The organism is Nonomuraea thailandensis (assembly GCF_024172165.1).
Classification (GTDB): domain Bacteria; phylum Actinomycetota; class Actinomycetes; order Streptosporangiales; family Streptosporangiaceae; genus Nonomuraea; species Nonomuraea thailandensis.
The window spans coordinates 8,373,876-8,396,688 of sequence record NZ_JAMZEB010000002.1 but is presented as its reverse complement, the minus strand read 5'-3'; the positions used below and the strand labels follow the sequence as shown (position 1 = coordinate 8,396,688).

General features: G+C 71.9%; 23 protein-coding genes. 9 read left to right on the top strand and 14 right to left on the bottom strand.

Features of this window, described 5'->3' with window-relative positions; all coding sequences use genetic code 11:
- Nucleotides 1–106 precede the first annotated feature (106 nt).
- On the top strand, nt 107–1,405 hold the full coding sequence (locus HD597_RS42300; protein ID WP_253750816.1) for a M23 family metallopeptidase: 1,299 nt from the start codon (nt 107–109) through the stop codon (nt 1,403–1,405).
- Nucleotides 1,406–1,526: 121 nt separating this feature from the next.
- Nucleotides 1,527–2,225: a helix-turn-helix domain-containing protein gene (locus tag HD597_RS42295; protein ID WP_253750813.1), complete on the top strand. Its 699-nt coding sequence runs from the start codon at nt 1,527–1,529 to the stop codon at nt 2,223–2,225.
- On the opposite strand, the gene HD597_RS42290 is transcribed toward HD597_RS42295, so the two are convergent.
- Genes HD597_RS42290 through HD597_RS42275 form a run of 4 tightly spaced genes read right to left on the bottom strand, consistent with a single transcriptional unit; the run spans nt 2,209 to nt 4,628 of the window.
- Nucleotides 2,209–2,832, bottom strand: coding sequence for an alpha-ketoglutarate-dependent dioxygenase AlkB family protein (locus tag HD597_RS42290; protein WP_253759693.1), 624 nt, complete (start codon nt 2,830–2,832; stop codon nt 2,209–2,211). The genes HD597_RS42295 and HD597_RS42290 overlap by 17 nt on opposite strands.
- Before the next feature lie 40 nt (nt 2,833–2,872).
- The gene (locus tag HD597_RS42285) at nt 2,873–3,334 is read right to left on the bottom strand and encodes a hypothetical protein (protein WP_253750810.1); all 462 of its coding nucleotides are present in this window, start codon (nt 3,332–3,334) and stop codon (nt 2,873–2,875) included.
- Nucleotides 3,331–4,137, bottom strand: coding sequence for a 2OG-Fe(II) oxygenase (locus HD597_RS42280; protein ID WP_253750807.1), 807 nt, complete (start codon nt 4,135–4,137; stop codon nt 3,331–3,333). Before HD597_RS42280 ends, HD597_RS42285 begins: the two co-directional genes overlap by 4 nt.
- Nucleotides 4,134–4,628: a methylated-DNA--[protein]-cysteine S-methyltransferase gene (locus HD597_RS42275; RefSeq protein ID WP_253750804.1), complete on the bottom strand. Its 495-nt coding sequence runs from the start codon at nt 4,626–4,628 to the stop codon at nt 4,134–4,136. The genes HD597_RS42280 and HD597_RS42275 overlap by 4 nt, the downstream gene beginning before the upstream one ends.
- Before the next feature lie 105 nt (nt 4,629–4,733).
- Between HD597_RS42275 and HD597_RS42270 the strand changes: the two genes are divergently transcribed.
- Nucleotides 4,734–5,546, top strand: a complete 813-nt coding sequence (locus HD597_RS42270; RefSeq protein WP_253750801.1) for an alpha/beta hydrolase — start codon at nt 4,734–4,736, stop codon at nt 5,544–5,546.
- Between the two features lie 96 nt (nt 5,547–5,642).
- On the opposite strand, the gene HD597_RS42265 is transcribed toward HD597_RS42270, so the two are convergent.
- On the bottom strand, nt 5,643–6,269 hold the full coding sequence (locus tag HD597_RS42265) for a hypothetical protein (RefSeq protein ID WP_253750797.1): 627 nt from the start codon (nt 6,267–6,269) through the stop codon (nt 5,643–5,645).
- 53 nt (nt 6,270–6,322) lie between these two features.
- Nucleotides 6,323–7,951, bottom strand: a complete 1,629-nt coding sequence (locus tag HD597_RS42260) for a CocE/NonD family hydrolase (protein WP_253750794.1) — start codon at nt 7,949–7,951, stop codon at nt 6,323–6,325.
- A 141-nt stretch (nt 7,952–8,092) separates the two neighbouring features.
- On the opposite strand from HD597_RS42260, the gene HD597_RS42255 reads away from it, so the two are divergent.
- A complete protein-coding gene (locus HD597_RS42255) occupies nt 8,093–8,983 on the top strand; it encodes a hypothetical protein (protein WP_253750791.1) in 891 nt (296 codons plus the stop codon).
- 454 nt (nt 8,984–9,437) lie between these two features.
- On the opposite strand, the gene recQ is transcribed toward HD597_RS42255, so the two are convergent.
- Complete coding sequence (recQ, locus tag HD597_RS42250) at nt 9,438–11,294, bottom strand: DNA helicase RecQ (protein ID WP_253750788.1); 1,857 nt, start codon at nt 11,292–11,294, stop codon at nt 9,438–9,440.
- 323 nt (nt 11,295–11,617) lie between these two features.
- Nucleotides 11,618–12,778 (bottom strand): MFS transporter, encoded by a 1,161-nt coding sequence (locus HD597_RS42245; protein ID WP_253750785.1) that lies wholly within the window; start codon nt 12,776–12,778, stop codon nt 11,618–11,620.
- A gap of 140 nt (nt 12,779–12,918) precedes the next feature.
- Between HD597_RS42245 and HD597_RS42240 the strand changes: the two genes are divergently transcribed.
- From HD597_RS42240 to HD597_RS42230, 3 genes are read left to right on the top strand one after another with little or no spacing between them, the layout of a single operon-like run.
- Nucleotides 12,919–13,659 (top strand): SDR family NAD(P)-dependent oxidoreductase, encoded by a 741-nt coding sequence (locus HD597_RS42240; protein WP_253750769.1) that lies wholly within the window; start codon nt 12,919–12,921, stop codon nt 13,657–13,659.
- A gap of 28 nt (nt 13,660–13,687) precedes the next feature.
- Nucleotides 13,688–13,936, top strand: a complete 249-nt coding sequence (locus HD597_RS42235) for a type B 50S ribosomal protein L31 (RefSeq protein ID WP_253750766.1) — start codon at nt 13,688–13,690, stop codon at nt 13,934–13,936.
- 29 nt (nt 13,937–13,965) lie between these two features.
- Nucleotides 13,966–14,913: a DUF1152 domain-containing protein gene (locus tag HD597_RS42230; RefSeq protein WP_253750762.1), complete on the top strand. Its 948-nt coding sequence runs from the start codon at nt 13,966–13,968 to the stop codon at nt 14,911–14,913.
- A gap of 6 nt (nt 14,914–14,919) precedes the next feature.
- On the opposite strand, the gene HD597_RS42225 is transcribed toward HD597_RS42230, so the two are convergent.
- Nucleotides 14,920–15,513 carry a TetR/AcrR family transcriptional regulator gene (locus tag HD597_RS42225; RefSeq protein ID WP_253750759.1) on the bottom strand — a complete coding sequence of 198 codons (594 nt, stop codon included), beginning with the start codon at nt 15,511–15,513 and terminating at the stop codon, nt 14,920–14,922.
- A gap of 126 nt (nt 15,514–15,639) precedes the next feature.
- Between HD597_RS42225 and HD597_RS42220 the strand changes: the two genes are divergently transcribed.
- Entirely contained in the window at nt 15,640–15,882 is a 243-nt protein-coding gene (locus HD597_RS42220; RefSeq protein WP_253750756.1) for a DUF3040 domain-containing protein, read from the top strand.
- Here HD597_RS42220 and HD597_RS42215 read toward each other — a convergent pair.
- From HD597_RS42215 to HD597_RS42200, 4 genes are all read right to left on the bottom strand, one after another.
- Nucleotides 15,853–16,110 (bottom strand): DUF6343 family protein, encoded by a 258-nt coding sequence (locus HD597_RS42215; RefSeq protein ID WP_253750753.1) that lies wholly within the window; start codon nt 16,108–16,110, stop codon nt 15,853–15,855. The two genes, HD597_RS42220 and HD597_RS42215, sit on opposite strands and share 30 nt — an antisense overlap.
- 10 nt (nt 16,111–16,120) lie before the next feature.
- Entirely contained in the window at nt 16,121–16,825 is a 705-nt protein-coding gene (locus HD597_RS42210; RefSeq protein ID WP_253750750.1) for a maleylpyruvate isomerase family mycothiol-dependent enzyme, read from the bottom strand.
- A 17-nt stretch (nt 16,826–16,842) separates the two neighbouring features.
- Entirely contained in the window at nt 16,843–17,538 is a 696-nt protein-coding gene (locus HD597_RS42205) for a DUF4344 domain-containing metallopeptidase (protein WP_253750747.1), read from the bottom strand.
- 145 nt (nt 17,539–17,683) lie between these two features.
- Nucleotides 17,684–18,418, bottom strand: a complete 735-nt coding sequence (locus tag HD597_RS42200; RefSeq protein WP_253750744.1) for a hypothetical protein — start codon at nt 18,416–18,418, stop codon at nt 17,684–17,686.
- A gap of 191 nt (nt 18,419–18,609) precedes the next feature.
- Here HD597_RS42200 and HD597_RS42195 point away from each other — a divergent pair, with 191 nt between their 5' ends.
- Nucleotides 18,610–19,482: a sugar kinase gene (locus HD597_RS42195; protein ID WP_253750741.1), complete on the top strand. Its 873-nt coding sequence runs from the start codon at nt 18,610–18,612 to the stop codon at nt 19,480–19,482.
- Here HD597_RS42195 and HD597_RS42190 read toward each other — a convergent pair.
- On the bottom strand, nt 19,479–22,757 hold the full coding sequence (locus HD597_RS42190; RefSeq protein WP_276083161.1) for a discoidin domain-containing protein: 3,279 nt from the start codon (nt 22,755–22,757) through the stop codon (nt 19,479–19,481). The two genes, HD597_RS42195 and HD597_RS42190, sit on opposite strands and share 4 nt — an antisense overlap.
- Nucleotides 22,758–22,813: the final 56 nt, after the last annotated feature.

Below are 22,813 nucleotides of genomic sequence, written 5' to 3'. Positions count from 1 at the left end.
GAGAGACCGCGTGCGACGAACTCCGATGAAGCCGCGCAAACGCGCCGACGCATGGCGCCGTCATCCCGGCTCGGAACCGGATCGCGTGAGAAGTGCAGGAGGATTCGTGTTGTTACGATCTGCCATCACCACGGCGCTCGTCGCCGCCTTCAGCGTCGCCGGCACGGCGACCGGCCACGCGGCGACGGCCGCCCCCGACCTCCAGCTCCCCTTCCCCTGCGGCCAGCAGTGGCGCCTGGACACCTGGGCGCACGCTCCCGCACTCGACATGGTGAAGGAGCCGGACCAGCACGGCACCGAGGGCGCCACCCTGATCGCCCCCGCCGCGGGCAGGGTGAACAAGTCCTACGCCCACGGCAACGCCGGCAACATGATCCAGATCGATCACGGCGGCGGCTACTTCACCACCTACATCCACCTGAAGTCCCGCGCGGTGTCGGTCGGCGACAGGGTGCAGCGGGGAACGGTGATCGGCCAGGTCGGCAAGGACGGCGAGACCGCCAACGGCCACCCGCACCTGCACTTCGAGCTCGGCTACGACGCCAACGGCGACGGGTCGGCCTCCTGGGGGTTCGAGGGCTCCGAGCGGGTCAGACCCACCTTCGACGGCGTCACCTACGGCCAGTCGGACAACCGGACCTGGCGCAACGTCACCAGCCGCAACTGCGCCACCGCCACCCCGGAGGGCCTCGTCTCGGTGTACGGGGTGCTGCCGGACGGGCGGCTGACGTACACGGCGATCGACGCGGCGACGGGGAAGCGCACGCATGGTGCGGTGCTCTCGACGGCGACGCTGGGGTTCACGCCCAAGGCGATGGCGACGTTGAACTTCAACACGCTGCTGGTGACCGGTGATGGGCCGGACGGCAGGTTGTATCGGGTCGACATCCGTACCAACCGTGACGAGCTGATCTTCGAGCCGCCGGTCCATCTGGGCAACGGCTACACCCATGACCTGCTGGCCCATGACGGCAGGAGTCATCTGTTCGGCATCGCCGACGGTGTGCTGCGCCGTTACACGATCACCGCGGCCAAGCCCGCTCTGGCCGACATCACGGGCAACACGCTGATCGGCAGCGGGTTCACGCTGAAGACTCTGACCGCGACCGGGCCGGACTGGCTGCTGGGCACCACCGCCGGTGGTCAGCTCATCTCCTACCGCGTCTCCGGCGCCGGCGTCTGGCAGCGTCACCAGCTTCGCGACGCCACCTGGCAGGGCTTCGGCCATCTGCTCTCCCCGGGTGGCGGCGTCTACCTGGGCCACCACCCCAACGGCTCCCTGCACCGCTACTTCGACGCCGACCCCTACGACGGCAAGGGCGACGACCTCTCCGGCCAGGGCACCGTCGACGCCACCGGCTGGGCGCAGACCCTCCTGTCCGCCCAGCCCGGCTCCGTCACCTGACAGACCCGTGTTCCCGGCCCCGGCGCGGGCCGGGGCCCGAAGCGCGCCGTGGCTCGCCGGCGGCCCGGTCATCACGGTGACCCTGCCACATCGTGCCTGCCCAGGACACTAGGCTGCCGCTATGGATCTGAAAGAGCAGGTACGCGAGCTGCGCCTGCAGGGCAAGTCGCCCAAGGAGATCGCCCGCGCGCTCAAGGTCTCGCCGTCGGTCGTGGCGCCGCTCGTCCGCGCCATCGCCACCGAGACGGCCGAGTCCGCCGAGTCCGCGGGCCCGGTCGAGGCCGAGGTGGCCGGGTGCTGGATCAACGTGGGCTGGAGCGAAGGGCTCGGCCTCGACCCGGCGCGCGGCTGGGTGGACGAGGCCCCCGCCTCCGGCGTAGGTGGCATGGTGTGCGTGCTCGTCGCCCGCCGGCACACCTGGGACCGGCTGTCCGTCTGCGGGTACCTGGCCGACGTCTACTGCACGGGCGTCAAGAGCGTCATCGGCCCCGACGTGCTCGACGACCGCGACCTGGTGCGGTTCCGCGAATACTTCTTCGGCGAGTACCCGGCCTGGCAGGAGGCCCCGATCGAGCTGGCCAGGCAGTTGGTGTTCGGGTCCGTCGACTACGCGCGCACGCTCGGGTTCGAGCCGCACGAGCTGTTCACGCTCGGCTCCGACCTGCTCGGCAAGTGGGAGGGCGAGTCGGTGGTCACGTTCGGCCGCGACGGCAAGCCGTTCTACGTGGAGGGGCCGGACGACGACTCCGCCAAGGTGCTGCGCACCCTGCGGCGCACGCTGTCGGACGACGAGTTCGGGTTCGTCACGACAGGCCGGTGACCCGCAGCGTGAGGTTGAGACGGCCGGAGGCCAGCCCGGTGGCGGGATCGCCGGTGCCCGGGTAGACCTTCGGCACGCCGTGGTAGGCGAAGCGGGACGGCCCGCCGAACACGAACAGGTCGCCCGAGGCGAGCTGCACGTCGGTGTACGGCCGCCCGCGCGTCTCGGTGTTGCCGAAGCGGAACAGGCAGGTGTCGCCGATGCTCAGGGACACCACCGGGGCGTCGGACCGCTCGTCCTTGTCCTGGTGCATGCCCATCCTGGCCTGGCCGTCGTAGAAGTTGATCAGCGCGGTGTCGGGTTCGTACGCCATGCTGCGCCCGTAGGCGTCCGCCAGGGCCCGGCGGCCCAGGTCGGCCAGCCACCCGGGCAGCTCCGCCACCTGACGGCCGTTCACGTCGTGCGCGACGCGCGTGTACCTGTACGGCTGCCAGTGCCATCCCAGGCACACCGTCCGCACCGACATGACGCCGCCGCGCGGCAGCACGGTGTGCCGGATCGGCACCGGGCCCCGCGCCCACTCGCGGCACTCCCCGACGAGACGGCGCTGCTCGTCGAGCGTCAGCCAGCCGGGCACGTGGACGGCGCCGGGCGCGATCTCCCTCATCGGCAGCGGGATCACGACGGCTCCCGAGACTGTGTGATGGTCATGACTCCTCCCGAGGCGGCAGAGCCCCGATCCGCCACGCCCGCCCATCGCGGCCGGCCCCGCGCATCCCCTCCAGGGTGCCAGGCGGCGCGAGCGCCACGGCCCCGGCCGTCTCCGCGAACCCGAACGTACGCCCGGGCTCCCACTCCGTGCTGCGCCGCAGCCGCTCGCTCATCCCGGCCCACCCCGGCGCGCCGCCCGCCACCACCCAGGCATCGGGCTCCTCCGCCGTGAACCGCCTGGCCTGCCGCAACCAGGAGGCCGCCACCTCGGGCCACCCGACCACCGCCAGCACGTCCCCGCCCCACGCCCGCGCGAACGCCTCGGCCACGGGCGCGGCCTGCCGCCCGTGCCCGATCACGACGGTACGGGCCCGCTGCGCCCGTACGAGCTCGACGACCTTGGCCAGCTCGGCGGCGGTAGGCCCGGGATGCCCGCCATCGGCGCTGATCAGCGTCATTTCGCGTCGTGGAGGACGAGGCCGAGCGTGTGCCGCAGCCCGGACCGCACAGTGCTCACCCCGTGCCGCACGGGGGAGGCCGACCAGCCGCGCGACGACCGCACGGGACGGTCGCGGGTGGTGAAGATCAGCCCGTGCCCCTGCGGCAGCAGCGTCACCGTCCCCCGCGACTGAGCCCGGGGCCGCTGCTCCACCAGCAGGAACTCGCCGCCGGTGTAATCTTCGCCCGGCCTGTCGAGCCCGATCACCACCTGCAGCGGGAACACCAGGTCCCCGTACAGGTCGCGGTGGAGGGCGTTCCAGTCGTTGTCCCGGTAGCGCAGCAGGATGGGCGTCGGCCGGGTCTGTCCGGCCCGGTGACACAGGTCGAGCCACTCGCCGAAGTCGTCCGGCCAGGGCGCGGGCTGCCCGAGCCGGGCCGCCCAGTCCCTGGCGATCGGCAGCAGCCGGGGGTAGAACGCCGCCCGCAGCCGCTGCACCAGGGGCGGGAGCGGGTGGTCGAAGTAGCGGTACTGCCCGGCCCCGAACCGGTGGCGCTCCATGTCGACGGTGGAGCGGAAGAACCCGGCCTCGTCGTACAGGCCGGAGATCTCCGCGCACTCCTCGGGCGTGAGGAGCCGCGGCGTCAGCGCGCAACCGTACGCGTCCAGCTCGGCCGCCAGCCTCTCCCAGTCGGCCGCCGCCACCTTCGTCTCACCCGCCCCTTCGACAGCCCTTGCGCCGGCGCCTTCGTCGGCCCGTCCGCTGGTCCCTTCGCCGGACCCCTGCCCGGCCCTGTCGCCGGCCCGCTCCCCGGCGCTCACAGCGTGCTCCAGAGCTGGGGCTGCAGGACGCCTTCGAGCGTGAGCAGCGCACGCTTGCGTTCGAGGCCGCCCGCGTACCCCGTCAGGGCGCCGTCGGCGGCGACGACGCGGTGGCAGGGCAGCAGGACGAGCAGCGGGTTCGCGCCGACGGCCGCGCCCACGGCGCGGATCCGGTCCGCGGGCGCGCCGACTCGGGCGGCCAGCGCGCCGTAGCTGATCGTGGTTCCGTACGGGAGCCCGGCCAGCTCCGCCCACACCCGCTCCTGGAACGCGGTGCCGCGCGCCCCGAGCGGCAGGTCGAAGGAGGTGCGCTCACCCGCGAAGTACTCGCCGAGCTGCCGCTCCACTTCGGCGAACGCGCCCGGCTCACGCCCTGGCCTCGTCCCGGCCCCTGAGGCGGCCCCGTCGAACGACACGCGGGTCAGTGCCGTGCCGTCCCCCGCGAGCAGGATCTCACCCAGTGGGCTGTCGATCGTGGTGTAGATGTCCATACCCTCTTCAACACCGGAGAGCGCCGGAAGGTCGACGGTTTTCGGACGTCGCGGCCGTCGCCTTCCGTGGCGTACGCTCACCTCACTTTCGAGCTAGGAGTGAGCATGGCGGAAGCACGCGAGCGCACCTTCACCGGCACGAGGGGCCGAAACACGGCCCGCGAATGGCCCCACGAGCGGCCGCGATACCTCGCGCTCCTCGTCCACGGGTACGGCGAGCACATCGGCCGCTACGAGTACGTGGCCGACCGGCTCGTCCGCCACGGCGCCGCCGTCTACGGGCTCGACCACATGGGGCACGGCAAGTCCGAAGGTGACAGGGTGCTCGTCGAGGACTTCGAGGACGTGGTCACCGACGTGCACTCCGTGGAGGAGCACGCCAGGGCCGAGCACCCCGGCGTGCCCGTCGTGCTGATCGGCCACTCGATGGGCGGCATGATCGCGGCCCGCTACGCCCAGCGGTACGCCTCGGGTCTGACCGCGCTCGTCCTGTCAGGGCCGGTGATCGGGGAATGGGCGGTCGTGCCGGGGCTGCTGGCGTTCGAGGAGCCGCCGGACGTGCCGATCGACCCGGGCACGCTCTCCCGCGACCTCTCCGTGGGCGCCGCGTACGCGGCCGATCCGCTGGTGTGGCACGGGCCGTTCAAGCGCGTGACGCTGGAGGCGTTCGCGACGACGCTGGACGCCATCGCCAAGGGCGGCACGTTCGGCGCGCTGCCCACGCTGTGGGTGCACGGGGACGACGACCAGCTCGTGCCGCTGCCCGGCAGCCGTGCCGGCATCGCGGCGGTCAGCGGCAGCGACCTGACGGAGAAGATCTATCCCGGGGCCCGGCACGAGGTGTTCAACGAGACCAACAAGGACGAGGTTCTCGACGACGTCACGTCCTTCATCGACCGCACCCTGCCCGCACCGTGACCCGCCGCCCCCTGCGTCGCTGACGTGCCGCCTCCTGCGTTGCTGACGTGTCGCCCCCTGCGTCGCTGACGTGCCGTCCCCGGCGGTGGCGGCACGTCAGCGGACGGGCAGCCACACGTGGCCCGACCCCCGGCTACGGGACAGCTCGATCTTCCAGCAGCCCGGCTTCGGGAACACGAACCCGGTGCCCCACTCCTGCCCGGGCCGCCGCCAGCTCGATCCCCCATGCTCCTCAGGCCCCCAGACCCGCTCGGCGGCCGTCCCGTCGGGATGGACGGCCCTGATCCGCAGCGGCCCTTCTCCGGTCATCCGCCATACGATCTTGACCTCGTCGCCCGCGCTGAGAGGCGTCGCCCGGACGAACAGCAGCCCCCAGAGCTCCGCGTCCCGAGCCGTCCCCCGCACCTCGGGAAACCCGTCCCCCTCGAACACCGCCGTGCCGTTGCACCCAGCGCCGGTGGCAGCAGGACGCGGGCTCGCCTCCTCACCGGCACCCGGGCTCGCCTCCTGACCGTTACCCGGGCTCGTACGCACGCCCCCGGCCGGGCCGGACGCACCGCCATCGTCGGGCGCGGACGTACCACCGCCGGCCGGGCCGGACGCACGGCCGCCGGTGGGCACCGGCGCGCCGCCGCCGGCGGGAGCTCCGCCCGCACACCCGCCGCCCACCATCACCACGACCACCGATGCCGCCACCCCGGCCCACACCCTCATCAACCGCATCGAACCTCCTCGCCCTCATTACCCGAGCCACGAGCGGAAGGTTCCAGGCCGCCCTACCGGCCCTCGAAGACGGGCAACATGAGCGCCGACGGCCGCACGGCGTCGTGGAAGATCTCGAACCGCGTCGGCCGCGTCCGCACCGCCTCACCCACCGGCTCGCCGGTCCCGTGATTGCGGGCGAACCGCGGGAAGGCCCCACCCGCCACCTGCACCCGCAGCCGATGCCCGCGCAGGAACCGGTACCCCGTCGGATGCAACTCCACCTCGGCCTCGATCACACCCTCGCTCCCGGCGGGCAGCCGCAGGATGCCGTCGGTGACGTTGCGCGAGACCCCGGCCGGGTCCACGTCGCACAACCGGACGAACACGTCGGCGTGCCCCGTGTCGGTCCGCACGTGCACGGTGGCCGAGACGGGGCCGATCAGGTCGAGAGGGCGGGGGAGCGGCGCGCCCGTGTAGACGAGCACGTCGGGACGGGCCTCGATGGCGCGGTTGTCGCGCTGCCTGGACTCGCGCATGTCGAGCAGCGGCCCGCCCACCGAGCGGGTGGGGCGCGCGGGATCGTAGGTGAAGACGTCCGGGGCGCTCTCGCCGGGCGCGCTCCAGCCGAGCCTGCCGTACGGCAGCAGGTGCAGCGGGGTCGGCGCCGACTGCGGCGGCGGCCACTGCTCGAAGTCCAGCCAGCGGCCGGCCCGCTGCAGGTAGAGGCGCACGGGGGAGCGCTGGAGCTGGGCGGTGTCGCCGAGCAGGTGCGCCGACAGCCACGACACCTCCTCCGACAGCAGCGCCCGCAACGCGCCGAGGTCGTGCGCCCACGGGCCGATCAGGATGCGGCTGCGCCGCCCGGCCTCGCGCAGCGCGGCGTAGTCGCGTAGCTGCGCGGGCAGCAGCAGGTCCCACCAGCCGGTGACCATGCTGGTCGGCGTCGTCATCTTGACCGCGGCGGCGCTGTTGTCGACGTCCGCCCAGAAGGTGTCGCCCGCCCCGGCGTGCGCGGCGGCCTCCCGCAGGAACGGCACCCGCTTCCCGATCGCGGCCACGTCCGACCTGCCGATGGGCACGTGCGCCATGGCCCGCCGCAACCGGCTCTCCCTGCGCGGATCGGGCAGCAGCCCGCCCAGCGGCGCCTCCTCCTGCGTGCCGATGAGCGCCGCCCAGGTCAGCAGGTTGTGCAGGGCGAACACGCCGCCCGGATAGAACGTCGTCCTGAACTCGCTGGACGTCACCCCCAGGCACATCGCCTCCAGCGGCGGATCGAGGTACGGCCCGACCGCCCACTGCGTGAACCCGAGATAGCTGGCCCCGGCCATCGCCAGCCGCCCGTCGCACCACGGCTGCTCCCGCAGCCAGGCGGCCGTGGCCAGGCCGTCCTCCTTCTCCTGGTGGAAGGCGGAGAACCGGCCTTCCGAGCCGAACGTGCCCCTGGCGTCCTGCACCACGACCTGCATGCCGCGCCGCGCCAGCACCCGGGCCGTCCCTCTGGCGTCGAGCTTGTGCTTTCCGTACGGCGTGCGGATCAGCACCACCGGCAGCGGCTCCGACCCGCGCGGCCGGTAACGGTCGGCGCGCAACACGACCCCGTCGGGCATCGGAACGCGCAGGTCGCGGGCGATCTCGAGGTCGGGAGTGGTGGCCTCGGGCAGGCCGAGGAGCCGGTCGAACAATCTGCTGAGCATCCCCATGACAGATCCTTCCGCTCCGCCCCAGAGTACGGCGCACCCTCCGGACGAACAGGGCCCTCCCGCGTCCCGTCCGGCTCCGGGCGCTCGCGCGAGGCGATGACTTTTCACCTTCCCCGGGGTCTCCATTCACGAGGAGGCGACATGAGCGATCAGAAACGTGCACTGACGGCAGGCGTGGCGCTGCTGGAGCGAGCGATCGACTACGCGCTCGGCAGCCTGCGCATCGTGACCCCCGCGGCGCTCTGCCGCCCCACACCCTGCGCGGACTGGAACCTCCAGCAACTGCTCCACCACCTGGGCGACTCCCTCCAGACCCTGCACGAGGCCGCCGCCGGCCACATCCGAACCGGCCCCGACCCCCTGACCCCCACCCCGCCCACCCGCCCCACGCCCACCCGCCCCACGCCCACCCGCACCAGGGCCCCCGCCCCGCCCCCCAGGCCGGGGACTGCCACCCCGCCCGCCGGCACCGCGGCCCCCGTCCCGCCCGCCGGGCCTGGGACTGCCACCCCGCCCGCCCGCACCGCGGCACCCGTCCCGCCCGCCGGGCCTGGGACTTCCGCCGCGGCCGCTTCGCTCGCATGCGATCGCGCAGCCGGTCTGCCTGCCGGGCGTGGGACGAATGCCGCCGCCGCTGCGGGCTGGCTGACGCCGGCGCCGGAGCTGTGGACGCGCAACCCCGCCCTCGTCCTCAGGGACAGTGCCACGGAGGTCCTCGGCCAGTGGATCGCCGCGACCACCGCCGACCTCGTCACCATCCACGACCGCCACCTGACCAGCCCGATGGTGGCCGCGGCCGGCGCCATCGAGATCACCGCGCACGCCTGGGACGTGGCCAGGGCCTGCGGCGAGCACCACCCGATCCCGCCACTCCTGGCGGAGGAGCTGCTGGACCTGGCCCACCTGTTCGTCACCCGCGCCGACCGCCCCGAAAGGTTCGCCCGTGCGGTGAGCGTGCCCATGTCCGCGCCCATCCAGGATCACCTCCTCGCCCACCTCGGCCGTAATCCCGGCTGGCCCGTGCAGAACTGAGCGACCGCCCGCACTCACATCCGCCGCTCCCAAGCCGTACGATCACCCTGTACGGCAATGTCAGACCTGAGATCGCGGCACCACACTTGGCGGAACCCGCGACGTCATGCCCGATACGGTGAGAAGATCGGTAATGGCCGGCCGGTCACGCGGACCACGCCGTGCCAGGGGACGAAAGCTTCCGGCCGATCCGCGAGGCGGCGCACCTGCGATCGCCGCGGACAGGCCGATCAACGTGGTGGCGACGACCGTTCTTCGTGCGGCCGTCGCCACCACCACCGGCACCGTGACCGGCACGATCGACGGTGGCCTCCGCAGTCGTCGACGGTCCCCCGAAGTCGTCGGTGACGGCGAAGTTGCCGGTAGCCTCCCGAAGCCGCCGGTGATCTGCCGAAGTCGGCGGCGGCCTGCCGTGGCGTTCGGGGGAGACCGTCAGGCGAGGGTCCGCAGGGCGTCAGAGGAGGGTCTGCTCGCCCGTCTCCGGCTGCTCCGGCGGCGCGTCGCCCCCGTGAAGCGTGTGCAGCACCTGCTCCCCGTACTTGGCCAGCTTGTTCTCGCCGACGCCGTTCACCCTGCTCAGCTCCGCCAGCGACGTGGGCGCCTGGGTGGCGATCTCGCGCAGGGTCGCGTCGTGGAAGATGACGTAGGCGGGCACGCCCTGCTCCTTGGCCGTGGCGCCGCGCCAGGAGCGCAGGCGCTCGAAGACCGCAGCGGCCTCGGCGGGCAGCTCCACCGCGGGCTGGGCGGACTTGGCGCCGGTGGAGGCCCTGGCGCGGGCGGGGCGGTGGGCGTCGCGGCGCAGGCGCACCTCGCGCTGGCCGCGCAGCACCGCCGCGCTGTCGTCCGTCAGCACCAGCGCGCCGTGGTCGGAGTCGACCGCGAGCAGGCCCTGGGCCAGGAGCTGCCGCACCACCCCGTGCCACTCCGCGTTGCCCAGGTCGGCGCCCACCCCGAACACCTTCAGGCTCTCGTGCCCGTGCTGGAGCACCTTGGCGGTCTTCTTGCCGACCAGGATGTCGACCACCTGCCCCACGCCGAACTGCTGCCGCCGCTCCTTGAGCAGCCGCAGCACCGTGGACAGCACCTTCTGCGCCGCGATCGTGCCGTCCCAGGACTCGGGAGGCGTCTGGCAGGTGTCGCAGTTGCCGCACGGCTGCGACCCCTTCTGCCCGAAGTAGTCGAGCAGCATCATGCGGCGGCAGCTCACGGTCTCGCACAGCGCCAGCATCGCGTCGAGGTGGAGCACCTGGCGGCGGCGGTGGGCGTCGTCGCCCTCCATCGCCATGCGGCGGTGCTGCACGACGTCCTGCAGCCCGTACGCCATCCACGCGGTCGCGGGCAGCCCGTCGCGCCCCGCGCGCCCGGTCTCCTGGTAGTAACCCTCCACGGACTTGGGCAGGTCGAGGTGGGCCACGAAGCGCACGTCGGGCTTGTCGATGCCCATGCCGAAGGCGATCGTGGCGACCACGATCAGCCCGTCCTCGCGCAGGAAGCGGGCCTGGTGCAGGGCGCGGGTGCGGGCGTCGAGCCCCGCGTGGTACGGCACCGCCGCGATGCCGTTGTCGGCCAGGAACTCGGCGATCTTCTCCACCGAGGAGCGCGACAGGCAGTAGACGATGCCGGACTCGTCGGGATGCTCGGTGCGCAGGAACTCCAGGAGCTGCCGCTTGGGCTCGCTCTTGGACGTGATGCGGTAGTGGATGTTGGGCCGGTCGAAGCTGGCCACGAAGTGGCGGGCCTGCTCCAGGCCGAGCCGGGAGGAGATCTCGGAATGCGTGGACGGCGTGGCGGTGGCCGTCAGCGCGATGCGCGGCACCTCCGGCCACAGCTCGCGCAGCTTGGACAGCTCCAGGTAGTCGGGGCGGAAGTCGTGACCCCACTGGGCCACGCAGTGGGCCTCGTCGATGGCGAACACCGAGATGTCGCCCTTGGCCAGCAGCCGTTGCGTGGCGTCCACGCGCAGCCGCTCGGGGGCGAGGTAGAGCAGGTCGAGCTCACCGGACAGGAACTCCGCCTCCACGAGCTGCCGCTCGTCGAAGCCCTGCGTCGAGTTGAGGAACCCCGCCCGCACGCCGAGCGCCCGCAGCGCGTCGACCTGGTCCTGCATCAGGGCGATCAGAGGTGAGATGACGACCCCCACGCCTTTGCGCACCAGGGCGGGGATCTGGTAGCAGAGCGATTTGCCGCCGCCGGTGGGCATCAGGACGAGCGCGTCACCGCCGGCCACGACGTGGTCGATGATCTCTTGCTGACCCGCCCGGAACGAGTCGTAGCCGAACACGCGGTTCAGAACCTCGGTGGGGGTATCCATGCGGCTACCTTACGTGTTCGGGGGTGTGCGGATCGTCAGTTCCGCCGATGGCGGAGAGAGGCAGCACCGGCGCTCGCCCGCGTGCCTCTGGCGATCGTAGCCGCCCTCACCGACAGCCCGCCCCCGTCCGAAGACGGCCCCAGCCCACCGCCGTCCCGACCGAGGCCCGGCGACCGCAGTCCGGCCGACCGCAGTCCGGCCGACCGCAGTCCGGCGGGAAGTGGTCGGGCCGACCGTAGTCCGGCGGGCCGTGGTCGGGCCGACCGCAGTCCGGCCGTAGTCCCGCCGCCTCCGGGCGTGCGGTGGCTCTCCCCGGCGGGCTCTCACTGTCCCTGGGCCGCCGCCGCGCGCGACCTGTCGTACACCACCAGCGACAACGCCCCCAGCGCACACGCCGCCGCCACCACCCCCATCACCGCCGGATACCCCGCCACCTGCGCGATCCCGGCCGCCACCAGCGGCGCCACGGCCTTGGCCACCAAGATCGGCATAGCGAGCGCCCCGCTCAGCGACGCGTACGCCGCCGTCCCGTAGCGGTCGGCGAGCAGCGCGGGCCGCGCGATCGTGCCCACCCCGAACCCCAGCCCGAACAGCACCACGGCCACCACCGCCCCGACGGCCCCGCGCCCGACCATCGGCAGCAGCACGGCCGCCAGCCCCTGCAGCCCGAACATGACGGCCGTGATCAGCGCCACCGGCCACCGCGCCTGCAACCCGGTGGTCACCAGCCGCCCGGTCACCGACAGCACCCCGAGCAGCCCGGCCACCCCGGCCGCGAACACGGGCGGATGCCCGAGCGCGATCAGGTACGTGACCAGCAGCACCCCCATCACCGCCACGGCGCCTGTCTGCGTCAGGAAGGCCGCCGCCAGCAGCCAGAACGGCCGCTCGCGCAGCGCCGATCCCACGATCTCCCGCCGGTCCACGTGGGCGGGCGCGGCCCGGCCGCGCACGGCCAGGGCGTGCAGGGGGACGGCGGTCAGCGCGTACCCCACGGCCAGGATGACCAGCGCCTGCCGCCACCCGTACAGCTCCACCAGCAGCCCTGTCAGCGGCAGGAAGATGCTGGAGGCGAACCCGGCCACCACCGTCACCGCCAGCAGCGCCCGCGCCCGCCGGGTCGCGTCGAACCAGGCCACGATCACCGCGAACGCCGCCTCGTACAGCACCATGGCCGACGCCACGCCCAGCACCCCGCACACGAGGTACAGCTGCACCACCGAGCGCACCTGCGACCAGGCCAGCACCGCCAGCGCGCCCAGCACGGACCCGGCCGTCATCAGCCCCCGCCCGCCGCGCCGGTCGAGCCAGCGTCCGATGAGCGGAGCGACGAGTCCCGACACGAGCACGGAGAGCGTGATCGCGCCGGTGAGCTGCGCGACCCCGGCCTGGAGCTCGCGCGACATGGGTGGGATGAACACGGAGAACGCGTAATAGAGAATGCCGTATCCGGCGGTCTGGGTGATCGCGAGTGCGCCGATCATTCGCGCCGGAGCTTTCGGTCCTGCGGTGGCGATCACGCCTTGATTTGTTCCCGTTCACTTGCCGTAAATACGGTGATAAAGGTCACTTCGCCACCGAATAATTCCCACGATTTCCCTTCTCGTCGTCATAACGTCGGATCATGACTCTTTCGTATGTGGTGACCGGAGGCGGGCGCGGCATCGGCAGGGCCGTGGTGGAACGGCTCCTCGGGGACCGGAACGTCGTGGTGGCCGTCGAGCGCGACAAGGACGCTCTCGACCGGGCCGGCCCCCGCGTCGTCCCGGTGATCGGCGACGCGGCGGACGAGGAGGTCGCCGCCTGGGCCGCCGACCTGGCCCAGGAGTCGGGCACCCTGGCCGGCTGGGTCAACAACGCCGCCGTCTTCCGGGACGCCTCCGTGCACTCGTCCCCGATCTCCGAGGTCAGGGCGCTGATCGCGGCCAACCTCGACCTGGCCGTGGTGGGCTGTGCCACCGCCGTGCGCCACTTCCTGGAGGCCGGCACCCCGGGCGCCATCGTGAACGTCACCTCGCACCAGGCCACGAGGGCCGTGCCCGGCAGCCTGCCCTACTCCACGGCGAAGGCCGCGACGGAGGGCCTGACCAGGGCGCTCGCGGTCGAGTACGGCAGGCACGGCATCCGCGTCAACGCCGTGGCCCCCGGCTCGGTGGCCACGGGGCGCTACGAGGAGCAGCGCACGCCGGAGATGGAGGCGGAGCTGGCCAGGCTGCATCCGCTGGGCCGGGTCGCCACCCCGGCCGAGGTGGCCTCCGTGGTGGCCCACCTGCTCTCTCCTGACGCCGCCTTCGTCAACGGCGCGACGATCCCGGTGGACGGCGGCCGTACCGTGCTCGGACTCGACCCGGAAGCGAGGGAATGAAAACCGTTGTCGCTCGGTTGCAGGGACCATGAAGAAGAACCTGCACCCCCAGTACCGCCCGATCGTCTTCCGTGACCCGAGCGTCGGCTTCGCCTTCCTCACCCGCTCGACCCTGACCAGCGACAGGACGATCGAGTGGGAGGACGGCAGGACGTACCCGGTCGTCGACGTGGACGTCTCGTCCGCCAGCCACCCCTTCTACACGGGCCGTGGCCGCGTCCTCGACACCGCGGGCCGCGTCGAGCGCTTCAACCAGCGCTACGGAAAGACCCGCTGACCGGATCTTGCTGCGGCAAGATGTGACACATGTTCGACACGCCCCTGTCCGCCCGGCTCGCGAGCTCCCGCCGGATCCTCGTCGCCGGCGCGGGCGGGGGCTCCGACGTGTACGCCGGGCTGCCCCTCGCCCTCTCCTTGCAGGAGGCGGGCAAGGAGGTGCACCTGGCGAACCTGTCGTTCAGCCACCTCGACGCCCTCGACCTCGACGTCTGGCTGTGCGAGGACGTCGCGGAGATCCGCCCGGACACCGAGGCCCGCGACTGGTACTTCCCCGAGGGGTGCCTGTCCCGCTGGCTGGCCGCGCACGGCCTGCCCTCCACCGTCTACGCCTTCCCCAAGGTCGGCGTCCGGCCGCTGCGCGCCGCGTACGCCAGGCTCGCCGAGCACCTCGGCCTGGACGCGGTCGTCCTGGTGGACGGCGGCACCGACATCCTCATGCGCGGCGACGAGGCCGGCCTCGGCACCCCGGCCGACGACATGACGAGCCTGGCCGCCGCGCACGCCCTCGACGTGCCCGAGAAGATCGTGGCCTGCCTGGGCTTCGGCGTGGACGCCTATCACGGCGTCAACCACGTGCAGGTGCTGGAGAACCTGGCGGCGCTCGAACGCGACGGCGCCTACCTCGGCGCGTTCTCCGTCTCCCGGTCCACGAAGGCGGGCGCGCTCTACCTCGACGCCGTCGCCCACGCCCAGGCGGAGCTGCCCGCCTACCCGAGCATCGTGAACGGCTCGATCGCGGCGGCGGTGCGCGGCGAGTTCGGGGACGTGCGTTTCACCGACAGGACCAGGGGCAGCGAGCTGTTCGTCAACCCGCTGATGGCCATCTACTTCGCCGTGGACCTGGACGCGCTGGCCAGGCGTTCGCTGTACCTGGACCGCCTCCAGGACACCGTGCTCATGCGTCAGGTCCACTCCGTCATCGAGCGGTTCCGCGACGAGGTCACGCCCCGGCCGCCGAAAGCGTTCCCGCACTAGAGGGCGCTAGAGGCCCATGGTGTCGGCCAGCGCGTCGATCTCGGCCGCCAGCAGCGCCGCCCCGATCCCGGCGAACGGGCCCCGCAGCTCCACGCTCAGCACCCCCTGCAACCTGGTCCACACCAGCACGGCCCCGGTCAGCGCCGCCGCCGGGTCGCCGCCGGGCACGTGCGCCCAGCCGGGCAGCCCGTCCACCGCGCGCGCCGGCCGCCCCTGCGCGAAGACCGGCAGGAACGGCCTGAGCACCTCCTCGGCGCCGGCCGGGGTGGGCGCCGAGGACACGAGCAGGAACAGGCCGGGGTGCGCCACGGCCCAGTCGTAGAACGCCCGCGCCAGCGTGTGCAGCCGCTCCCGCGGCCCGCCCTGCGGCGCGGCTGCGGCGCGCACCGCCGCCGCGAGCTCGCCCAGCCCGTCCCGGACCAGCTCGGCGAGCAGCTCGTCGCGGCTCGCGAAGTACTTGTAGAGGGCGGGCCCCGTCATGCCCAGGCGCCTGGCCACCGCCGTCAGGCTCAGCGGCTCGCCCTCGCCGATCCGGGCCAGCGCGGCCTGCTTGATCTCCCTCCTGACCTGCTCCCGGTAACGCTGCCGCGGTGTGGACATGCCCTCATCATCCAGAGTTCCGATCCCACCACAGTGCGTGATCACCAAGCCCGGGTCAACACCCCGGTATGCGGGGCCTACCGGTGGGTAAGAGAAGGTCACCGGCGTGAGAGCAGTGGTGGTGCGATGAGTCTCTCCGGAAGGGAGCGCCGTATTCTCGCCGAGATCGAGCGAGCCCTCGAGCGGGACGACCCCGAGCTGGCCAGGCGCGTCGCGGCCATCAACCAGATCGAGGCAGGCAGCGAGCCGCCGCCCGGTCAGCCGTCCGGCGACCGGTGGCGGATGTGGGCGCTGGCCCACGTCCGGGTGCTCTTCTGGGCGGCCGCGGTGGTGATCGTTCTACTGCTGCTGGCCGTTCTGACGACCTGAGCGGTGGTGCCGCAGCACCACCAGGCTGGTGGCGGCGCACAGCGCCACCAGGGCGGCGATGGCGGCCTCCCAGCGCCACACCTCCTCCCCCGTCCGCATGGCCATGACGGTGCAGATCACCGCCGCCACGATCCCGAACACCAGGGCGACGATCGACAGGACGCGCCGGGCGCCCAGCGGGCTGCGGGCCGTCACCGGCTCGGTCCCCTCGCGGTTACGCAGCCACATGACCTCCTCCTCAGGCCAGGCACCTCAGTGCCGAGGCGATGCGCGGGTCGAGGTCGTGCGAGGCGGGCACCCGGCCCACCGTGGCCTCGACGAACTCCGGGTACGACAGGTTGGCGGTGACCCCGTCCACGGCGGCGAAGATCTCGTCGGCCGTCTGCTCGACCTGCACCTTGGCGTCCTGCTCCGCCAGCACGAACCGGCCGACCGCCACCCGCCACAGGGTCCGGTCGTCGGCCTCGTCCTCGGCGACGGGCGCGCCCACGTCGTCGGCGTGGGTGGCGTACTCGGAGTCGTAGTGGAAGGCCTGCTGCCCGACGGGGTAGGGCCCGGCCATCGTGTCGAGCATGGCGTGGCGGCCCAGCGCCCGCATGCGCTCGCGCGTCTCGCCGTTCTTCGTGCGCCACTCCGCCAGGACCTCGTCCACGGGCAGGGCCGCGCGCTCGCGCACGCACCACTCGTTGAAGTCGTTGTAGCCGCCGATGCCCGCGTCGGACAGCCGGTCCATCAGCTCCTCCACGGTCCCGTCGAGGCAGGCGTGGTTGTACAGCTCCTCGCCCGCCAGGTGCGCCAGCACGTCGCGGACCGACCAGCCGTCGCACCGGGACGGCCGCCGCCAGCCGGCGTCGTCCAGGCCGGAGAAGTACCGGTCGAGCCGGGCGGCCTCGGTGTCGAGGATGTCGAACGGGTCGAGGTCTTTGAGCAGGTCGTGGGCCATACCCGGACCGCTACCCCTCAGGTCTTGACTCTATCGCCGATGGCGGAGCGGACCCTGCTGTACTCGTCTGCGCAGGACGGCGCGCGCCCGGCCGGCACCCAGCCACCCTTGGCGATCCTGCCGTACCTGCCCGGGTCGGCGCCGTAGAGCAGGCAGGCGAACGTGGCCGACTCCGCCATGCCCGACAGGTGGCCGAGGCCGGCGTGCCCGGCGAGCAGGTGCCGGGCCTCGGCGGCGGCCACCACCCGGCCGGGTGTGTCGGCCGTGAGCGTCAGCGCGGCGAACCGGTCGGCCTGCGCCTCGCCGTCGGTCATGCCGTTGAGCGTGGTCAGGGCGTGGCCGAGCTGGTGGTGGAAGAGCACGGACAGGGCGCCGCGCACGCGCGCCCCGGCGGCCTTCTCGCCGGTCTCCTCGGTCTGGGAGATGCCCTTGATCGTGCGGTTCACCCGGTCCACCAGGGAGTAGCAGATCGTGATCCGGCGCTTGCCGTGGTCCCAGCCGGCCTTCGGCGCGTCGCAGTCGCGGGCGACGACCGTGATCGGCTCGGGGAGCCGGACGCGGGTCTTCAGCGCGTCGCTGTCCTTGAGCAGCCGCTGGGCCCGCTCGGCGCGGGGTGAGTCGGGGCGCTCGTACCGTACGGTCAGCTCCGGCGAGGGGGCCGCTCCCATCGTGCTCGTCATGCTCAGGACGAGGGCGATCACGGGATGCGGCATGCGTGGGCTCCTTCGGGGGTTCGATCAACGCAATGGGACTTCCCATGCGGCGAATGCGTGATCGCTAAACCTGCGAAGGCGAAAAAGCCGGAGGCCCAGCCCCGAAGGGCTGGGCCTCAGCGTGGTGATTCAGTAGCTGGTGAGACTACCGGCGCCAGGAGTAGACGCGCACGTAGTCCGAGCGGCTCTTGGCGCCCTCGAGCTCGTCGTCACCGCTGTAGACGGCACGGAAGGTGCCGCTCTTGTAGGCCTTCGTCTTGGCGTAGAACTTGCCGCCGCGACTGGTCCAGTCGGAGGCGACCCACTTCCAGCCACTGCGGTAGTTGGCCTTGTAGTAGATGTTCACCTTCTCGCCGCGGACGCCCTCCCAGCCGTCGTCGTCAACCAGGAGACGGCCGGAGAAGTAGATCGACTTGCCCTTGCGGACCTTGGAGGGGTCGGCGCTGAAGCGGGCGATCGTGGTGTCGAGCTTGCCCTTCTCGACCTCGACCGAGAAGAACGCGTCGTCCTTGGCGATCTCCTTGCCGTCCTTGTCGAAGGCCACGGCGGTGGCCTTCCACTTGCCGGCGTAGTCGTTCTCGTTGAACCCGATGGCCCAGCGCCAGCCCTCGAGGTCCTTGATGTCCTTGCCCCGCATCGTGCGGAAGTTGCTCTCCGCGGGAGCGACGCTGAGCTCGACCTTCTGGACGTCGGAGCTGGCGCCGACGTCGAAGTACGCCGTCGTCTCGGAGCCCTTCTTGACCACGACCGGGTTCGGGCTGATGTCGCGGATGACGAGCTGGGTGTCCGCCTTGGTGGCGGCGGAGGCGATTCCCGCGCCCGACACCAGCATGGCACCGCCGATGGTGGCGGAAAGGATACCTACTGCGATCTTCTTCATGAGGGTGCTGATTCCTCTCCCCGTATTGACTTCGGAGCCGGCTTCGGGGGGGCCGGCTCCCTCTACTACTTTGAGGCACGATCAAGGGAAAAGGTTGGCTAAAGTTACAGAAAATATTTGATCACGGTCTTAACCAGCAGTTATGCGGAAAAATCGGTTTTGGGTTGACTTGACCGGATACAGTCGGCCCCATGACGGACGTCTACACGTTGGGCGAGCCGCTGGGGGTGGTCTCCAGCGGCCGGGTCCGCCACGAGAACGAGGCCAGACTGGACGTCTGCGGGCCCGAGTTCACGCTGGCCATCGCCCTGGCACGGCTCGGGCACCGCTGCGCGTACCTGGGCAGGGTGGCCGGCGACGAGCTGGGCGCCAGAGCCCTGACCGTCCTGCGGGGCGAGGGCGTGGACGTCGAGGACGTGCGCGTGACCGAGAGCACGCGCACGGGGCTGCTCCTGCGGGAGTCGCGGGTGGGCCGCGAGCTCGCCGTGACGCACTACCGCACCGGCTCCGCAGGCGCGCTGCTCGCGCCGGGCAACGTGCCCATCGACCGGATCGCGGCCTCCCGGATGCTGCACGTCACCGGCCTCACCGCGGCCCTGGGCAGGGACGCGCTGGACGCCGTGCGCACCGCCGTCACCGCGGCCAGGAACGCCGAGGTGGCGATCTCCTTCTCCGTCGAGTACGTCCCGGAGCTGTGGCCCTCGGTGCGCGAGGCCGAGGAGGTGCTCAGCGAGCTGGCCTGCGAGGCGCACCTGCTCTTCCTCCGCCAGGACGAGCTCGACCTGGTCAAACCCGCCCTCACCCCCGAGCGGGAGGTCGTGGTGGACCGCGGGGCGAAGGGCGCCAGCGTGCGGGCCGACCGCATGCGCTACGACGTGCAGGGCTGGCAGGTCCCCGTGGTGGACACCGCGGGGGCGGGGGAGGCGTTCGCGGCCGGATACATCAGCGCCGCGCTCGACGGCCTCATCCCCCAGGAACGCCTGCACCGCGGGGCGCTGCTGAGCGCCGCCGCGGTGACCAGCGTGAGCGACTGGCAGGGGTTGCCCACCAGGGCCGAGCTCTAGTCGACGTTCAGGGTGAACGTCGAGGTCGTGTTCCTGATGTTCGTGTGGTTGTTGCTGAACCGCAGGCCGTTGAAGGTGGCCGAGCCGATGGCCGGGCCCTGGCCGGGCTCGGGCAGCTCGTTCACCCAGATGCCGAACCCTGACTTGGCGTCGAAGGCGTCACCGCTCTTCTGCGCTCCGCTGATCGACACGTTGGTGAAGACCGTGTCCCTGATCGGGTTGAGCGGCGTCGAGGGGTTCGAGTAGCCGGTCTGGAACATGATGCCGCTGTACGTCGGGTCCACGATGTCCAGGTTGCTGACCCGGATGCCCTGGAACACCTTGGAGGAGGAGAACAGCCACATCGCCGGGAACGTCTGCTGCCCCCAGAAGTGCCCTCCGGCCCGGACCAGCGAGATGTTGTCGAACGTCGTGGGCGGGCTGGCGCCGAAGCCGTGCATCGGGATCCCGAAGTCCAGCGAGCTGATCGTGACGCCCGAGTACACCAGCGTGTCGGCCACGTGGATGTTCCTGAAGGTGTTGTTGTAGCCGCCGTACACGGCCAGGCCCGCGGCCCGCCAGGTCAGCAGCGAGGTCAGGTTCTCGTAGACGTTGCCGAACTGCTCGCCGGAGTTGTTGTCGATGGCCGAGAACAGCGCGAAGCTGTCGTCACCCGTGGACCTGGTCTCGATGTTGGTGACGCGGTTGCCGGTGCTGCCGTTGGTCATGTTCAGGCCGTCGGCGAACACGTTGCGGATCCGCGAGTTCCTGATCGTCATGTTGTCGATGTTCGAGCCCCACAACATGCAGATCTGGTGCTCGATCCAGACGTCCTCGATCGTCATGTTCGCCACGTTGTTGAAGTCGAACACCTTGCCGGGGCCGTCGATGCGCTCGACGTAGTTGCCGAAGTAGGCGAAGCCTCCGAACGTCGAGCCGTTGGCCGTGGCCTCGGCGCGGAAGCCGATGTCGGTGTTCGACTGGCCGGACGGCGCGTGGAACCTGGTGAACCAGGGGCCCGCCCCGACGACCTTGATCGTCTTGCCGTACACCTGGAACTTGCCGTTGGTCTGGTAGTCGCCCGGCGGCAGGTAGACGCCGGTCAGACTGGCGTCCATGCGGGCTCTGTCGAGGGCGTTCTGCACGTCCTGGTGGGCGAATCCGGCCGGTACGGCGTACTTCGCCGGGTCCGGGTTGGCGACCTGCGTGGCCAGCTCGAAGTCCACGAAGTCGATCGCGTAGTTGAGCGTGTTGGCCGCGTCCTTCTGCAACCTGATCCTGCTGCCCTTCGGGACGGTGGTGCCGAGCAGCACGTTCGCCTCGTCGTAGATGTGCCTGGGCGGGCCGGAGCCGGGGTTGTTGTTCGGGCTCGCCTCGGGGCCGTACAGCCAGGCGTAGCGCGAGGTGAGGTTGACGGCCTTGAGGAAGGAGCCGTTGACGTAGACGTTCAGCGTGGAGTTGAGCCCGCCGCCGCCCGGCGCGTCCGGCATCGAGAACCGGGTGACCAGGGTGTTGGTGTCGGCTCTGGTGGTGAACTCGACGTACGCGCCGGTCTGGTTGAGCGTGACCGCGCGCCGCCCCGACGCCTCGCCGGCGATCGTGCCGATCTCCCTGCTGGGGCCGACCCGGGCCGCGCCGCCGCCGATGGCGGCGTCCTCGGCCTCGTAGGTGTCGTACGGCATGCTCGCGCCGCGGCCCACGAACAGCGGCAGCGTGCTGGTGTTGTTGGCCCGCTTGACCGGCAGCTCGTTGGCGTCGTCGGCGAGCACCGTCCTGACCGTGTACCTGCCGTTGGCGGCCGTCCACGTGCCCAGGGTCACCGGGCTCGTGGTGGCTCCGGCGGCGATCGCGCCGCTGGTGGAGCCGGTCAGTGTCCTGACGACGGCGCCGGAGCCGTCGATGACGGTCAGCGTGATGCCGTGCGCGCCGCCGCTGGAGGCCACGGTGCCCTGGTTCCTGATCGCGACGGAGAACGTCACCGGGGCGCCCGCGGCGGGGTTGCCCGGCGTCCAGGCGACGGGGGAGGCGACCAGGTCGGCCGTGTCGACGGGCCTGACGGTGAGCGTGCCGGTCGTGGCGTTGTTGGCCTCGTTCTGCTCGGCGACCTGGCCGTCCTCGTCCACCTTGGCCGAGAGCTGGTACGTGCCCGCGTCCCTGGCCCCGATGTTCGCCGACACGGTGGCGGACGCCCCTGCGGCCAGCGCGCCCACGCCGGCGCTGCCCACCCTGGTCGTGCCCGCGTAGAAGTTGACCGAGGTGGCGGCGGAGGCGGCGGTGCCGGCGTTCCTGACCGTGGCCGACAGCGTCACCGCGTCGGTCTCCACCGGGGCCGCCGGGGAGGAGGTCAGGCCCGACACGGTCAGGTCGGGGTTGGGGGCGGGGGTGCCGAAGATCTGGAACTCGGCGACCTGGCCGCTGGGGGCGCCGGAGTTGGCGGTGAACTGCAGCCGCACGTCGGCGGCCCTGCCGGTGACCGGGATGGTCACGGTGTTGCCCGTGGCCGGGTCGAAGGTGTAAGTCGCCTGGGCGGCCAGCGTGGTGAAGGAGCCGGCGGACTGCTCACGGCCGAGCACCTGGAGGGTCTGGGTACGGCGGCCCCAGACGCTGTCGGGGTTGAGCCTGAGCACGACGGAGGTCAGCTCGGCGTTGGCGCCGAGCTGGGCGGTCAGCGTGGCGGGGTAGGCCGCGCCCTCCCAGTACGTCTGCAGGTTGTCGTCGTTGGCGTTGGCCGCGGCGTAGGTGTGGGTGTGGCCGGACTCGGTCAGCGTCTTGCCGAGCGCCAGGTTGGCGCCGCCGGGGCCGGGGCCGGGGTCGGTCTGCGTGGTGCCCCAGACTTCCAGCTCGGAGAGCTGGCCGGCGGGCCAGCCGGAGTTGGCGGTGATCTGCACGCGGACGTGCCGGGCGGTGCTGTCGGCCGGCAGGGTGATGGTGGCGGCCGGGCTGATGGTGTGGGTGGCCGAGGCGGCCAGGGTGGTGAAGGCGGAGCCGTTGGTGCTGCCCTGGACGCTCAGCGTCTCGGTGCGGGCCGGCCAGCCGGCGGGCAGTTTGAGCACCACCCTGCTCACGCCGGCGGTGGCGCCGAGGTCGACCTGGATCCACTGGGGGAAGGCGTTGCCGGCCGACTCCCAGTAGGTGGCCTGGTTGCCGTCGGTGACGTTGGCGGCTCGGTAGACGTCGGTGAAGCTGCTGGCGGTCGCGGCCTTGCCGGCGGCGAGGTTGGTGTCGGCCGCGGCGTGCGCGGCCGGTGCGGCGAGGGATCCGATGAGTAACGCAAGGGCGGCTAACAGTGCTCTCATGGGGGTGGCCCTTCGGGTAAGGCGGATGGCCGAACCATAGGATGTCGAGCAGATAG